At 62.4% G+C, this 13,564-nt stretch carries 11 protein-coding genes and 1 tRNA gene; 5 read left to right on the plus strand and 7 right to left on the minus strand.

The window, feature by feature from the left end; all coding sequences use genetic code 11:
- Positions 1–11 precede the first annotated feature (11 nt).
- On the plus strand, positions 12–2,042 hold the full coding sequence (locus ACEN9O_RS11430) for a putative bifunctional diguanylate cyclase/phosphodiesterase (RefSeq protein ID WP_495617656.1): 2,031 nt from the start codon (positions 12–14) through the stop codon (positions 2,040–2,042).
- Positions 2,043–2,103: 61 nt separating this feature from the next.
- Positions 2,104–2,177, plus strand: a tRNA-Gly gene (locus tag ACEN9O_RS11435).
- 135 nt (positions 2,178–2,312) lie between these two features.
- Here the strand turns inward: ACEN9O_RS11435 and ACEN9O_RS11440 are convergent.
- From ACEN9O_RS11440 to ACEN9O_RS11450, 3 genes are all read right to left on the minus strand, one after another.
- Complete coding sequence (locus tag ACEN9O_RS11440; RefSeq protein ID WP_495617657.1) at positions 2,313–2,705, minus strand: hypothetical protein; 393 nt, start codon at positions 2,703–2,705, stop codon at positions 2,313–2,315.
- Between the two features lie 55 nt (positions 2,706–2,760).
- On the minus strand, positions 2,761–3,054 hold the full coding sequence (locus ACEN9O_RS11445) for a BrnT family toxin (protein WP_495617658.1): 294 nt from the start codon (positions 3,052–3,054) through the stop codon (positions 2,761–2,763).
- A 199-nt stretch (positions 3,055–3,253) separates the two neighbouring features.
- Positions 3,254–3,790: a tyrosine-type recombinase/integrase gene (locus tag ACEN9O_RS11450; RefSeq protein WP_495617659.1), complete on the minus strand. Its 537-nt coding sequence runs from the start codon at positions 3,788–3,790 to the stop codon at positions 3,254–3,256.
- A 153-nt stretch (positions 3,791–3,943) separates the two neighbouring features.
- Here ACEN9O_RS11450 and ACEN9O_RS11455 point away from each other — a divergent pair, with 153 nt between their 5' ends.
- On the plus strand, positions 3,944–4,681 hold the full coding sequence (locus ACEN9O_RS11455) for a DUF8168 domain-containing protein (RefSeq protein ID WP_495617660.1): 738 nt from the start codon (positions 3,944–3,946) through the stop codon (positions 4,679–4,681).
- 543 nt (positions 4,682–5,224) lie between these two features.
- On the opposite strand, the gene ACEN9O_RS11460 is transcribed toward ACEN9O_RS11455, so the two are convergent.
- Complete coding sequence (locus tag ACEN9O_RS11460; protein ID WP_495617661.1) at positions 5,225–6,859, minus strand: methyl-accepting chemotaxis protein; 1,635 nt, start codon at positions 6,857–6,859, stop codon at positions 5,225–5,227.
- A 255-nt stretch (positions 6,860–7,114) separates the two neighbouring features.
- The gene (locus ACEN9O_RS11465) at positions 7,115–7,582 is read right to left on the minus strand and encodes a MarR family winged helix-turn-helix transcriptional regulator (protein ID WP_495617662.1); all 468 of its coding nucleotides are present in this window, start codon (positions 7,580–7,582) and stop codon (positions 7,115–7,117) included.
- 155 nt (positions 7,583–7,737) lie between these two features.
- Between ACEN9O_RS11465 and ACEN9O_RS11470 the strand changes: the two genes are divergently transcribed.
- Positions 7,738–8,157: an organic hydroperoxide resistance protein gene (locus tag ACEN9O_RS11470; protein ID WP_495617663.1), complete on the plus strand. Its 420-nt coding sequence runs from the start codon at positions 7,738–7,740 to the stop codon at positions 8,155–8,157.
- A 95-nt stretch (positions 8,158–8,252) separates the two neighbouring features.
- Here the strand turns inward: ACEN9O_RS11470 and ACEN9O_RS11475 are convergent, their stop codons facing one another.
- Both ACEN9O_RS11475 and ACEN9O_RS11480 read right to left on the minus strand, forming a co-directional pair.
- Positions 8,253–9,134 (minus strand): hypothetical protein, encoded by an 882-nt coding sequence (locus ACEN9O_RS11475; protein ID WP_495617664.1) that lies wholly within the window; start codon positions 9,132–9,134, stop codon positions 8,253–8,255.
- 109 nt (positions 9,135–9,243) lie between these two features.
- Entirely contained in the window at positions 9,244–10,827 is a 1,584-nt protein-coding gene (locus ACEN9O_RS11480) for a tryptophan halogenase family protein (protein ID WP_495617665.1), read from the minus strand.
- Positions 10,828–11,044: 217 nt separating this feature from the next.
- Here ACEN9O_RS11480 and ACEN9O_RS11485 point away from each other — a divergent pair, with 217 nt between their 5' ends.
- Positions 11,045–13,492 carry a TonB-dependent receptor gene (locus ACEN9O_RS11485; RefSeq protein WP_495617666.1) on the plus strand — a complete coding sequence of 816 codons (2,448 nt, stop codon included), beginning with the start codon at positions 11,045–11,047 and terminating at the stop codon, positions 13,490–13,492.
- Positions 13,493–13,564: the final 72 nt, after the last annotated feature.

Below are 13,564 nucleotides of genomic sequence, written 5' to 3' on the forward strand. Positions count from 1 at the left end.
ATGGAACGACTTTGCGCGATCACGCGGCCGGTATTCTGGAGGACATAGCCGCCGATCTCGAGCAGGAACAAACGGCTGTCCAGCAGACCGAAAAGGCGCAGGGCCGCGCGCCGCGCGCCATCAGGGAAAGTTCGGCCGAGCGGCATGGTGCCGGCCGCGTGATCGAGGGCTTCAGCGCCAGCGATGCGATGGCCGAATACCGCGCCCTGCGAGCCAGCGTGCTGCGGCGGTGGGATGCCGTGCGCGGTAACAACGCCATCGATCTGGCGGAGCTGACGCGCTTCAATGAAGCGGTGGACCAGGCCCTGAGCGAGTCGCTGGCGCGATTCACCCGGGACCAGCAGCGCAACCGGCGCCTGTTTGACGCGCTGATGCTGTCGTCGCCGGATTTGCACTGGGTGGCCGCAACGGACGGCAAGCTGCAATACGCCAATCACGCCCTGGCCGAATTGTTGAACCTGCCAATCTGCGAGCTGGTGGGCCGCAATCTGTACACGCTCTGCGATGCGGCCGCCGGCCTGCGCGCTCCGGGGGCGACGCTGCTGTCGAAAAAATGTCCGCAGGGCGGCGAGTTTTCCTGTTCGCACGGTGGTCTGCGCCGCACCTATGAATACGTGATGGTGCCGGTGGTCGACGGCAACAGCGTGATCGAGGCGCTGGCGGGCAGCGCACGCGACATCAGCGAGCGCAAGCGCACCGAGGCCCGGATCAAGCGCTCCGCCAGTTACGATGCGCTGACCGATTTGCCCAATCGCAGCCTGTTCCTCGACCGGCTGGAGAATGAAATCCGGCGCGCCGCCCGTTCCGGCCTGCCGCTGGCGCTGATGTTCATCGACCTGGACGGCTTCAAGGCCGTCAACGACCAGCTGGGCCATGGTATGGGCGATGAGCTGCTGAAGCAGTGCGCGCTGCGCATCGCCAGCTGCGTGCGCGACTCGGACACGGTGGCGCGGCTGGGCGGCGACGAGTTCACCGTGGTGCTGCCCGAAGTGCGCGACGTCGGCCACACGGCGGTGCTGGCCCAGCAGATCATCGCCGAGCTGGCCAGGCCGTTCCAGTTGCAGGCCAAGGAAGTGCGGATTTCCGGCAGCATTGGCATCACGCTGTTGCCGCAGGATGCGGCCACGTCCGCCGATCTGCTGCGCAACGCCGATCAGGCCATGTACCACGCCAAGAATGCCGGGCGCAATTGCTTCAGCTACTTTACCAAGGAGATGCGTGAGGCGGCCTCGGCGCGCCAGGCGGTGATCGACGCGCTGCGTCTGGCCCTGCCGGAAAAACAGTTCGAGGTGCAATATCAGCCGGTCGTCGACCTGGCCAGCGGACGCCTCGCCATGGCCGAGGCCCAGTTGCGCTGGCACCATCCCGAGCGGGGCATGTTGCGTCCCGCCGATTTCCTCGACCTGGCCGAGGAGATTGGGCTGATCGGCGACATCGACCACTGGGTGCTGGAGCAGGCGTCGGCCAGCGCGCGCCAGTGGAGTGCGCTGCTGGGCAGCACCCTGCCGATTTGCGTCAACATGTCGCCGCAGGAATTCCAGCAGCAGATTTGTCCCGTGCACTGGCACAGCCGCATGACGATCCTGGCCGATGCGCGGCGCCACATCTGCGTGGAAGTGAAGGAGGATGTGCTGCTGTCGCCGTCGGCGATGGTCAGGGAGAAGCTGCAGAGCCTGCAGAATGCGCAGGTGCCGGTGATCATCGACGACCTGGGGGAAGGGGCGGTGTCGGTCGCCAACCTGCAGCAATGCGGTGCGGATTTCCTCAAGATCAGCAGCGTTGATTGCGGCGGCATCGGCGGCCCGCACGACGGCCGGCTGTATGTCGAAACCACGGTGGCCATGGCGCACAAGCTGGGTTTGCGCGTCATCGCGCACGGCGTCGAATCGCAAGAGCAGAAGGAGTGGTGGCTGGCGGCAGGATGCGATTTCGGTCAGGGTTATTTGTTCTCGGAACCTCTGAGCGGCGATGATTTCCAGCGCGTGATGCTTGCCGAGCAGTGCCGCCACCATGCGCGGGAATCCGGCAAGCCGGCGGCCTGACCAGGCAGACCGCGTCGCAACATTGTCAACCGGGCGATATTCCGCGTAGAATGCGAGGCACGCGGGTGTAGCTCAATGGTAGAGCAGAAGCTTCCCAAGCTTACGACGAGGGTTCGATTCCCTTCACCCGCTCCATAGGAGAATGCGCGAAATTTGGGGTTTGATTTGCTCCCCAAAAAATGGCTTCCTCCCCAAAATTCATGGATGGCGAGGTGAGCCGCCAAAAAAAATGCCTGCAACATGCAGGCATTTTTACTCCACTCTGGGTGCTTAAGCAGCCAGCTTATCCTGATGCTTTCCCCGTTTTGATTGGCGTGCAGGCGAGGCAGGAGACTCCTCACAAGGTTCATCTTTTGCCTTGGCTTGCTCTTTTGCGGCCTTCTCATTGGCATATTGAACCGCCAATTTCTTCAGTTCAGCCTCGGCAAACCGCTTCAGCGCATCACGCATCAACGGCTGATATCCGAGGTTGTGCACCTGCGCGATTATCTTAAATTCATCGATCAAGTCCTTTGGCAGACGAATCGAAATCATCTGCATGCCAAGCGCATCATCAACCTGTTGCGCAAATCCCGGTGGAGCGACTACCGCGTGTTCCGCGCTGCGGCCAAGCTCACCACTTTCCCAAGCTTCCGCGCTGCTGACAATCTTCTCCGTTTTCATGTACCTCTCCTTTGTGAACCATTTTCACAACACGCGTAGACGTGCCGTAGGGCGGTTACCCCTGTGAATTCATTTCGGCGTATAAGGCTATATCTTTAGCGTTTGCATCATATGCTGACTTGATATGAATGTTTCCATCTTTCAATATAAAAACAACTTTAAGTTTTCTGCAACGATTCGTTTCGGCAACAAACCAATAGGTCTCAGGGTCTGTCTTATGCTCTTCGCGATTGTCGGCAAAGCTATTTCCTTCCTGGTTGAAGAAGCATTGCTGAATCTCGGACTCTGTTACGCTATGTTTGACCTCAAGCTTAACCCTGACTGCTGTGGAAATTATTAGCGGCGGCATGTCAACCCTTGTAATGCTGTGTATATACATACACTACCGTTTTGCTTGAGGTTATGCAACTAAATCTGACAATTTATCAAGGATTTAGCTACGTTAGCCAGTGGGTATCGGCCCCTTTCAGGGGTTTGCTAGTATATACGCATACTACCTTAGCTTCAATAGGTCTGCTTGCGACAGATCTAATCGTGCCGAGCCTAAGTTATTTGGTCGGCCCCACGATTTTGCCGCGTCGGAGGTAGTGGCGTCGCGTTGTCTTCACATTTCCATGACCCAGCAAGTCGCTGGCGGCCTGGTCGCCGCGTTGGTCGCTGGTATCGTCTGCCGCCTTGGCGCGGAGGTCGTAGAAGTGGAAGGCCATAATCGTATCTGCCATTTCAGAGTTGGCCGCAGCCGCTTTTTTCCTCGCTTCGTCAAAGTGATTGCGCAACATGGCGGGCGTCAGGCGTTTGCCGTTGGTGTTGGTGAGCAGACCCGCTGTAACGATCTTGTGGGTGGCCTTGCGTGCGTGTATACGTGCCATCAGCTCGGCCAGCTTGCCCGCAATGCTGATGCGTAGCGGCTGCTTCGTCTTGGCCTGCGTAACGATCAGGTAGCCGTCTATGATGTCGTGTTCGGACATACGTAGCGCGTCTGCCGGCCGTTGGCCGGTAAGGTAAGCCAAGTCCATCGCATCACGCAGCGAGGCGCTGCCTTGCGAGTATACGGCGTCATACATCGCATCTGTAATGTAGATCATGCGCTTGTCCAGGGAATGGCCCTTGATGCCTTCGCAGGGGTTTGGCAGGTCCGTACGCGACCGGATTCTGGTGTGATGTAACGCTGTGAGTAGGGGAGTCGATTCGCCGCAACACCGTCAATGTGTAGTAACTCAACGTCCATGAAGGAGTATATGTTTAACTATCAACTAACAGGTGCTGTATTGCCAGAGCGTGCGCAGATCAGCTTCGGACATCCTACCGCCCAACCCATTTTGCTCTCTTGCCCCAGGGGTGATGTAACTGTCAATGTGTGTGTGGTTTACAATCAGATTGCCGTATGGGTCAAAAGTCCATTTGAGTGGGACATTCTTGATCTGCGCAACGAGGTGTCAACAGTGGTACGGCATCAATTGGCTATCGTGGGTTTTCTGCTCGGCCACGCTTACAATCTGGAAATCACTCGAGTGACAACCCCAGACGGAAATATCGATTGGGTTTATGGAATAGATATCCCGTGCCTTGTCGAAAAGATGCAGGGAAAATTCTCATCAGAAGCATGTACGGAGCTGATTGTAAAAGCTTCTGGACCTAAGGGGTTCATTTTACATCGCTGCTTCACGGACCTGACTTTGGCAATGCAGCATCCAGTGGATACGGCTTTCTATTGCTATCGAGCCATCGAGTCGCTTCGTCAACATTGGGGGGCTGTGAATGACGTCAAGGAAAAGGGAGCTCAATGGGATGGCTTCCGTGATTTCCTTGGAATCGGCAAGGACATAATCGACCCAGTTCGAATCGCTGCTGAAGGCGTCAGACATGGAGAGCTTGTTCCGATTACGGGTCAAGAGCGTGCTGACCTATTTACGCGAACGTGGGACCTTGTCGAGGCATACCTTAACAAGGTGCCGGACCCACGCCTTGCAAAATAATAGGAGTTGCCCTATACCTTGCGCCTGACTGCAGCCCGGCAGGTCAAGTCAGAGCTATTAAAATTATTGTGACAAATAACGAAAATTCCCCATTCGCGTGGATTAACCTTGATTTACGGCCTCGGGCTGAGCGCATCGTCGCTGGCCGGGACGACCGGCCAAAACGCTCCTACATGCGCCCATGAGGCAGGGGGGGGGCCGTCCTTCGGCGGCATCCTGACATACGTCAGGACTTGAGCCGCCCCCATTTGCTCAGCTCATACTCCTAAAGAGGTTTACAAGGCGCGTGCTGTGGGGCATTGCCGAGGGATGCGAATAAGGCGTTTTGAGTTCTCCCCAAAGTGCAATACCTGCCCTGTTAAAGCTAGATGTCTACCGGACAAAAAATGCGGCTTTGGGGAGCGCAGTCTGCCTTAAAAGCCACATGATTGCTGGTTTCTTCACGGAGCTTCCCAAGCTTACGACGAGGGTTCGATTCCCTTCACCCGCTCCAGTCAAGCATGCAAGCGGCGGCTAGCCGCTTGCACCGGCAATACCCCTCCCTCAAGCCAGCGCCAGGCGCTGCGCGCCGCCGCCGTGCCTGGCCGTGGCGTTGGCCTTGGCGACCAAGTGCACTGGCGCATGTTCGCTGCCCAGCTTGAACGAGCTGACCAGCTGCGCCAGCGAGCCGGCCTGGTTCTGCAGCGATTCGGCCGCCGCCGCGGCTTCCTCCACCAGCGCGGCGTTCTGCTGGGTCACGGCGTCCATCTCGGTGATGGCCTGGTTGATCTGCTCGATGCCGGTGTCCTGCTCCTGGGTGGCGGCGGCGATGTTGGCCATGATGTCGGTCACGCGTTTGACGCTGACGACGATCTCGTCCATCGTGGCGCCGGCATGGTTGACCAGCTCGCTGCCGCGCTCCACTTGCTCGACCGAGTCGCCGATCAGCGTCTTGATCTCCTTGGCGGCCGAGGCCGACCGGTGCGCGAGATTGCGCACCTCAGTGGCCACCACCGCGAAGCCGCGGCCCTGCTCGCCGGCCCGCGCCGCTTCGACGGCGGCGTTCAGCGCCAGGATGTTGGTCTGGAAGGCGATGCCGTCGATCACGCCGATGATGTCGACGATCTTCCTGGCCGAGGCGTTGATGGCGCCCATGGTGTCGATCACCTGGGCCACCACCGCGCCGCCCTTGACCGCCACGTCCGACGCCGACACCGCCAGCTGGTTGGCCTGGCGGGCGTTGCTGCCGTTCTCGCGCACGGTGGCGGTGATCTCCTCCATCGACGACGCGGTCTCCTCCAGCGAGCCGGCTTGCTGCTCGGTGCGCGACGACAGGTCCTGGTTGCCGGTGGCGATCTGGGTCGAGGCGCAGGCGATGGTCTCGGTGCCGGCGCGCACCTGGCCGACGATGTGCTTCAGGCTGTCGTTCATTTCCTGCAGGGCCAGCAGCAGTTGGCCGGCCTCGTCCCTGGAGCAGGCGCCGAAGCGGGTGCTCAGATCGCCCGAGGCGACGGTCTGGGCGACGCGCAGCGCCTGCTGCAGCGGCTGGACGATGGAGCGCGTCAGCAGCCAGCCGGTGGCCACGGCCAGCAGCGTGGCCAGCACGGCGAACACGGTCATCAGCAGGGCGCCGCTGTCGGACAGCGCGCTCGCTTCGGCGGCGAACTCCTCCATGCCTTGCACCTGGGTCGCCGCGAAGACTTCGATCGCTTTCAGGTAGACCGTTTGCGGCGGCAGGATCTCCTTGATCAGATACTCGCGGGCGGCATCGGTCTGTTTCGTCTTGATCAGTTCGACCATGTGGTGCTCATGGTCCCTGAAGGTGGCGCGCGCCGCAATCAGGGCCTGCAGCGCGGCCTTGCCCTGCTCGGTGTGGATGACCAGCTGCAGCTTGTCGAGCGCGGCGCTGATGATCGGGGCGGAGGAGCTCACCTTGGCCAGTTCGCTGGCGGCGACTTCCTCGTTGTCGCCGGCGATCAGCGCCGTGCGCAGCGCCCGGGTCTGGCGGTTGACTTCGTTCTCGATGGATTGCGCCAGCGCGATCTTGGCGTAGCGGTCGTGGACGATGATGTCGGTGTTGGCGTTGATGGCGTGGATGCGGCTGATGCCGATCACGGCGGTGGCGATCAGCAGCGCGATCACGATGGTAAAACCGAAACCCAGCCGGGTGCCAATCTTGAGGTTGTTGAGTGAGTTCACTTGATTCTCCGTAGACTAGACTAAATCAGACCTGGCCGACACCTGGGCGGCATGGCAGCGTCTATGAGTTTCCGGCGGAGATGTGGCCGGGGGGCGGATGGTGCCCCGGGGTGAGGGGGCTGGTGAGGCGGTAAGGCTAGTGTAAAACAGGAATTTCTCGTCAGCAAGAAGAATCTCACACATTCTCACCGCTGTTGTTTTCAACCCAGTCGGGCGCCGCGCACCGCGCGATACAGGATAAACCGTTTATATCGTTTAGGCCGGATTGCGGCCGGCGGTGGCCTTGATCAGGCTGTCGCGCAGGGTGGCGACCGCTTGTTGCACCCTGGAGAATTCGTCCGGCGACAGGCCGCAGGCGTCCATCAGGTTCATCGCCAGGCCCCGCTCGCGCAGCGCGCGGCCGGCGTCGGTCAGGCTGACCAGCACCTGGCGCTCGTCGCCCGGATCGCGCGCGCGGCGCAGATAGCCCATCGCTTCCAGCTTCTTCAGGATGGGCGTCAGCGTGTTCGATTCCAGGAACAGCTTCTCGCCCAGGCTGGTCACGGTCTGGTGATCCTGTTCCCACAGCGCGATGATCGCGATGTATTGCGTGTAGGTCAGCCCCAGCTCGTCCAGAATGGGGCGGTAGGCGCGGCCGAACGCCAGGTTGGCGGAGTAGACCGAAAAGCACAGGAAGTCGGCCAGCTTGCGGGCGGCGGGTTGGGCGGGGGCTTGGGCGGTCATGGCGATGTCTTCTGGTCGGGATGCCGGGATTATACATCGGATGCGATTTTATCGGAACTGCTTGACTTTAATTTTGCCTCGTATATTATTCATCTCATCCGATTGAATCGGATGCGATATAAATCAACCAGCCACCAACTTTAAGGACATCCACCATGACCAGGATCGAACAAGTGCTTTACACCGGCAAAACCCACACCACCGGCGGCCGCGACGGCAGCGCCCGCAGCAGCGATGGCCGCCTGGACATCAAGCTGTCGCCGCCCGGCGGCAGCGGCCAGGGCACCAATCCCGAGCAGTTGTTCGCGGCTGGCTGGTCGGCCTGCTTCATTGGCGCCATGGGCCATGCGGCGCGGGCGATGAAGGTGCAGTTGCCGGCCGACCTGGCGGTGGACGCCGAGGTCGACCTGGGCACCGCCGGCGGCGCCTACCTGTTGCAGGCGCGCCTGACGGTCAGCCTGCCCGGCCTGGAGCGCGAGGTGGCGCAGGCGGTGGTCGACGCGGCGCACCAGACCTGCCCGTACTCCAAGCTTTCGCGCGGCAATATCAACGTCGAGCTGGCGCTGGCGGTATGACTGCCCGGCTAGCGAACGAACAGCGCGATCAGGATGACGATGGGAAGTGGAATGCCGAGTAACAGCAGTAGTATCGAGCGCATCATATTCTCCGGTTAGACAGGGGCGCGCACGATGACGCGTGCGTGGTCGCGGTTGCGGCCGCCCAGCGTGGCCAGCAGACTGGCGACGAAGGCGCCCAGCAGCAGGGCGACGAACATCCACAGGGCCGAATGGGCGGCGGTCTTGCGCGCCTCCTCGGCGGCGGCCCTGGCCCTGGCCTTGGCGTCGTTGGCGGCCTGCGTGGCCTGCGCGTAGATCAGGTCCACGCGCTGTTCGGCGTCGGCCGGCGCCAGGCCGGTGCGCTTGGCGATCAGCTGTGCCAGATAGCTGCGATCGTCGGCGTTGATTTTGCCGGCCGGGAGGTCGGTCACCAGGATGCGGTTGATCTCGTTGCGCTGCGCGTCGGTCGCGGCGTCGCCATTGGGGGAGCGCAGCAGCATGTCGGCGAAGTAGGTGTTGCCGCGGCCGCTGTCGCGCGCCAGGGCTGGCGCCGCGGCGTTGGCAAAGACGGCGCCGGTGTCGATGGCACCGCCCAGCGCTGCCCGCACGCCGCCGCCCAGCACCGCCACGGTGACCAGTGTCGCCACCGCCCAGGCCAGCAGGCCGTGCGCGGTGTCGCGGAAATGCACCTCATCGCCATGGACGCTGGCCCATTTGACGCGCAGCCGTCCCGCCATGTAGCCGCCGATGCCGGCGGCCGCCAGCTGCGTGAAGGCGATCCACGCGATGGCGGCGGTGCCCAGCGGCGCGGCGTTGTACTGGTAGGGCGATACCGACGACAGGCCCAGGCCCATGCCGAGTATCAGCAGGATGAAGGACAGCGCGGCCGCCGCGGCGGCGCCTGCGAACACGGCTCCCCACGAAACCCCGGAGGCGTAGCCGTCTCCGAGTTCGTGGCTGGCCATGGCGCCGGCGTGTAATGGTTGGGTATGCATGATGTCTCCTGTGACGTGAAGTGGTGTGGCGGAGACCATCATGCGGTGCGGACTGGCGAGCGTATGTTCGCGCCCGTACGCTGGGCGCGTTTTGAACGGAAAATTCCGCTCAGGCGGTCTTGCGTTCGCCGCGCCGCAGGAAGTGATCGACCAGCGCGCGGTGCGTGGGCAGGTCGGCCAGCGCGCGCTGCGACATCTGCTCGATCATCTGGAACTCCCTGCGCGCCTCGTCGATGCGCGGCAGCGTTCTGGCGTTGGCGTATTGCGCGGTCGGATACTCCATCCCGTACAGCACGTACTGCCAGCTGGACGGCGGATACATCTCCAGGTCCACCACGAAGTCCATGCGGTGCGGCGCGCGGCAGCGCCACATGGACAGCTTGTCGCGCAGCGATTCGGGGATGCTGGCCGGGTCGGTGTTGTCGGTCCAGAAGGCGTTGTCCTTGCGCTGCGTGAGGCAGTAGTGCAGCTTGACGAAATCGACGATGCGCTCATAGCGCGCCTTCATCATTTCGTTGTACACCTTGGCCACCGGCGCCATGTCGCCGTTGTGCGGGAACAGGTAGCCGACCAGGTAGGCCGCCGTTTCGATCAGGCCGATACCGGACGATTCCAGCGGCTCCAGGAAGCCGCCCGACAAGCCGACCGCCACGCAGTTCTTCACCCAGTGCTGTTCGCGGTAGCCCACATTGAGCTTGAGCTGGCGCGGATTGAGGTCGTCGCCGGCCGGGCCGACATATTTGCGCAGCACCTGTTCGGCGCGGGCGTCGTCGGTGTGGCGGCTGGAGTAGACGTAGCCGATGCCGCGCCGCTGTTGCAGGCCGATGTCCCAGGTCCATCCCGCCTCGTGCGCGGTGGCGATGGTGTAGGAGGGGATGGGCGCGTCGGCCGTATCGTAGGGCACCTGCATCGCCAGCGCGCGGTCGACGAACAGCGTGTCCTTGATGTTGCGGAAGGGCGTGCCCAGCGCGTCGCCGATCAGCGCCGCGCGGAAGCCGGTGCAGTCGATGTACAGGTCGGCCGTCAGCACGCCCGCCTCCCTGGTGTGCACCGCGCCGATCGCGCCCTGTTCGTCCAGCTCCACCCGGTCCACGGTGGCCAGCACGCGCTGCACGCCCAGCGATTGCGCGTGGGTGCTGAGCAGGGTGGCGAATTTGCCGGCGTCGAAATGGTAGGCGTAGTTCAGCGGTCCCATGAAGTCGGCGTCGTTGAAGCGTTTGGGGCCGTGCGCGGCGTCGGCCACCCGCTTCTGCATGGTGGCGGCGGCGGCGAAGCCCACGCCCGGCGCGGCCGCGCCCTGCAGCCAGTAGGGCAGCAGCTCCGGGCCGCCGGGCCGCTGGCTGGGCAGGCTGAAAGGATGGAAGTAGTGGTCGTTGCCGGGCATGCCGGGCGGGCGCACCCAGTCGGTGAACTTGATGCCCTGCTTGAACGTGGCGTGGCATTCGCGGATGAAGCGCGCCTCGTCGATGCCGATGGCGGCCAGCGTACCGCGGATCGACGGGAAGGTGCCTTCGCCAACGCCGATGATGCCGATCTCCTTGGATTCCACCAGCGTGATGCGCACGCTGTTCTCGCTGGTGCCAGACCCGGCGCCGGTGCCCAGGGTGCGGGCCAGGAAGGCTGCCGTGAGCCAGCCGGCGGTGCCGCCGCCGACGATCAGGACGTTTTTGACTGCTGTTGGTATCGATTTCATCTTGGTTCGGTCTCCGTCTGCAGGGTGCGCAAAACAACGCCCCTGCAATTTTTAAATTGACATCCGTGATTTGAATTATGTACCATGAAAACGATTTCACAAATAGAGAAAACGTTTTCACTGAATTTGAAAACGATTTCAACAACATGAGATCGATACCCACGATGATAAATGTGGCACCGCCCCTCCCCGGCGATCGCTACGCAAAAGGAGACCTATGAACGTCCACGTACCGCAGTCCGGGAAGCGCTTGCCGTCCCCGATCCAGTTGGCCATCCTCGCCCTGATGGCCGGCACCAGCGTCACCGCCTACGCGGCGACACCGGCCGAAGCCCCGGCCGCCGAGCAGTCCGCCGCCGCGGCCAGCGCCGCCGATAAAAGCTCCTCGTCCATCACCGAGGTGTTTGTCACCGCGACCAAGCGTTCCACTTCGCTGCAAAAGACCCCGGTCGCGGTGACCGCGCTGAACGCTGCGGTGCTGGACGATAACCATGTGCAGACCTTGCAGGACGTGGTCAACCTGGTGCCTGGCTTCGCCGCCACCGGCCAGGGCGACCACGGCGTGATCACCATGACCCTGCGCGGCATCGGCAACGACAGCGCCAAGACCGAATACGCCGATCCCGAAGTGGCCAGCTTCGTCGACGGCATCTACTCGCCGCGTCCGGAAGGCGCGACCGCGCTGCTGTTCGACCTGGACGCGATCGAGGTGCTGCGTGGCCCGCAAGGCACGCTGTGGGGCCGCAACTCGACGGTCGGCGCGGTCAACATGCAGACGGTGAAACCTGAAATCGGCAGCAGCGCCGGCAACTTTGAAATGGGCTACGGTAACTACGCCCGCCTGGGCGCGCGCGGCGCGGTCAACATCCCGATCAGCGACACCATGGCGATGCGCGTGGCGGTGGTGCACGAGCAGCACGACGGCTACGTCAGCTACCAGGACGCGCCCAACCTGTCGATCGCCTCGCAGCACGCGGCGGCCGATCCGGTCATCGCCGCCTGGAACAAGGCGCATCCGGGCAATCCGATCGCCTTCCAGCCGATCAACCAGAACCTGTTCGTCAACAACGGCCAGAAGTACAGCGCGCAGGACCAGAGCGCGGCGCGCCTGAGCTTCCTGTGGAAGCCGATGGCTGGCCTGAAGTGGAACGTCGCGTATGAGCACTATATGGACCGCGGCACGCCGAGCATGAACCTGATGCAGACGCCGCGTGCGGGCCAGGATTTCTGGTCGGCGCTGATCGACACCGCGCCTAGCGTCCACCGCGATTCGCACTCGGTGCGCAGCCGCGTCGACTACGAGATCAACCCGGACATCAGCCTGGCCTACATCGCCGGCTACTCGCGCTTCAACGGTTCGTCGACCTTCGACCAGGATGGCGGCGCCAATATCCCGACCAGCTTCACCAGCAACGGCAGCTACCAGGCCAACAACACCGTCTGGTCCAAGTACAAGAACTACAGCCACGAACTGGAAATCCAGTCGACCGGCAAGCGCGATGTGGACTGGCTGCTTGGCCTGTACTACGCCAATGAGGACAACGGCATCCGCTTCGACATCCCGATCATGAACGGCACCCAGCAGGGCACCGTGGGCTGGCAGGGCTCCTTCATCCAGCCGAAGGAAACCGTGGAATCGAAGTCCGTCTTCGGCCAGACCACCTGGAACGCGAGCGATGCGCTGCACCTGACCGGCGGCCTGCGTTACACCTCGGACGAGCGCAAGAACATCGGCGGCACCAACAACGGCTGGAGCAATCCGGACGCGCCGCAGATTCCTGTGAGCCCTTCGATGAATCCACTGGGCGGCGGCACCGGCTTCACGACCTACCAGCACAACGACGGCGTGTTCAACGACCACAAGCTCACCGGCCTGGTACGCGTGAGCTACGAGATCGACAAGAACAACATGGTCTACGCCAGCGTATCGACCGGCTACAAGTCGGGTGGTTTGCAGGACGGCGGCGTGCCCTATGGTTCCGAGACGCTGACCAACTACGAAGTCGGCTCGAAGAGCACCTTCCTGGGCGGCTCGGTAAGGATGAACAATTCGGCCTACTACGAGAAGTTCAAGGGCTTCCAGTTCAGCGCACCGGTGACGTATGCGGACGGCACCCGCGGCCTGGCCACCAGCAACGCCGAAGGCGCCAAGGTCTGGGGCCTGGAGACGGAAATCGCGGCCAAGATCACGCCTGAAGACCGGCTGCAGTTCACGGCGGCGTACACCAACGCCACGCTGAAGCACCTGGTCGGCGGCAGCAACGACTACGTGCTGCCGGCCTGCACGGCGCCCGGCATCACCAATCCATGCCTGGACGTGAGCGGCAACACCATGCCGCACTCGCCGAAGTTCAGCGCGCAGATGATGTACCAGCACAGCTTCGCGCTGGCCAATGGCACGCTGGTGCCGCGCATCAGCGCGCACTACGAGACGGCCAGCTGGCTGAGCGTGTTCAATCTGGGTGAGCCGGACAAGCAGAAGTCCTACACCCGCACCGACCTTGGCCTGCGTTTCGACGCCGATTCGAAGTGGTACTTCGACGCGTATATCCGCAACGCGGAAGACGCGAAGATCAAGACCAGCGCGATGAACGCCAACGGCCCGTGGCAAGCGCAGTACCTGCCGCCGCGCACCTTCGGCATCAACGTCGGCAAGTCGTTCTAGGCACAGAGTTTTTCATGTAGTCCCAGTGTTGTTGTAGTGGTCTTCCAACCCCTCTTCCTGCCAAGGTCGAGG

It is taken from the genome of Duganella sp. Dugasp78, assembly GCF_059491455.1.

Bases quoted from the DNA above. Each gene is read 5' to 3' on its own strand.
- ACEN9O_RS11475 (WP_495617664.1), bottom strand. From the start codon at position 9,134: ATGCATACCCAACCATTACACGCCGGCGCCATGGCCAGCCACGAACTC.
- ACEN9O_RS11455 (WP_495617660.1), top strand. From the start codon at position 3,944: ATGTTTAACTATCAACTAACAGGTGCTGTATTGCCAGAGCGTGCGCAG.
- ACEN9O_RS11465 (WP_495617662.1), bottom strand. From the start codon at position 7,582: ATGACCGCCCAAGCCCCCGCCCAACCCGCCGCCCGCAAGCTGGCCGAC.
- ACEN9O_RS11450 (WP_495617659.1), bottom strand. From the start codon at position 3,790: ATGATCTACATTACAGATGCGATGTATGACGCCGTATACTCGCAAGGC.
- ACEN9O_RS11485 (WP_495617666.1), top strand. From the start codon at position 11,045: ATGAACGTCCACGTACCGCAGTCCGGGAAGCGCTTGCCGTCCCCGATC.
- ACEN9O_RS11480 (WP_495617665.1), bottom strand. From the start codon at position 10,827: ATGAAATCGATACCAACAGCAGTCAAAAACGTCCTGATCGTCGGCGGC.
- ACEN9O_RS11445 (WP_495617658.1), bottom strand. From the start codon at position 3,054: ATGCCGCCGCTAATAATTTCCACAGCAGTCAGGGTTAAGCTTGAGGTC.
- ACEN9O_RS11470 (WP_495617663.1), top strand. From the start codon at position 7,738: ATGACCAGGATCGAACAAGTGCTTTACACCGGCAAAACCCACACCACC.
- ACEN9O_RS11440 (WP_495617657.1), bottom strand. From the start codon at position 2,705: ATGAAAACGGAGAAGATTGTCAGCAGCGCGGAAGCTTGGGAAAGTGGT.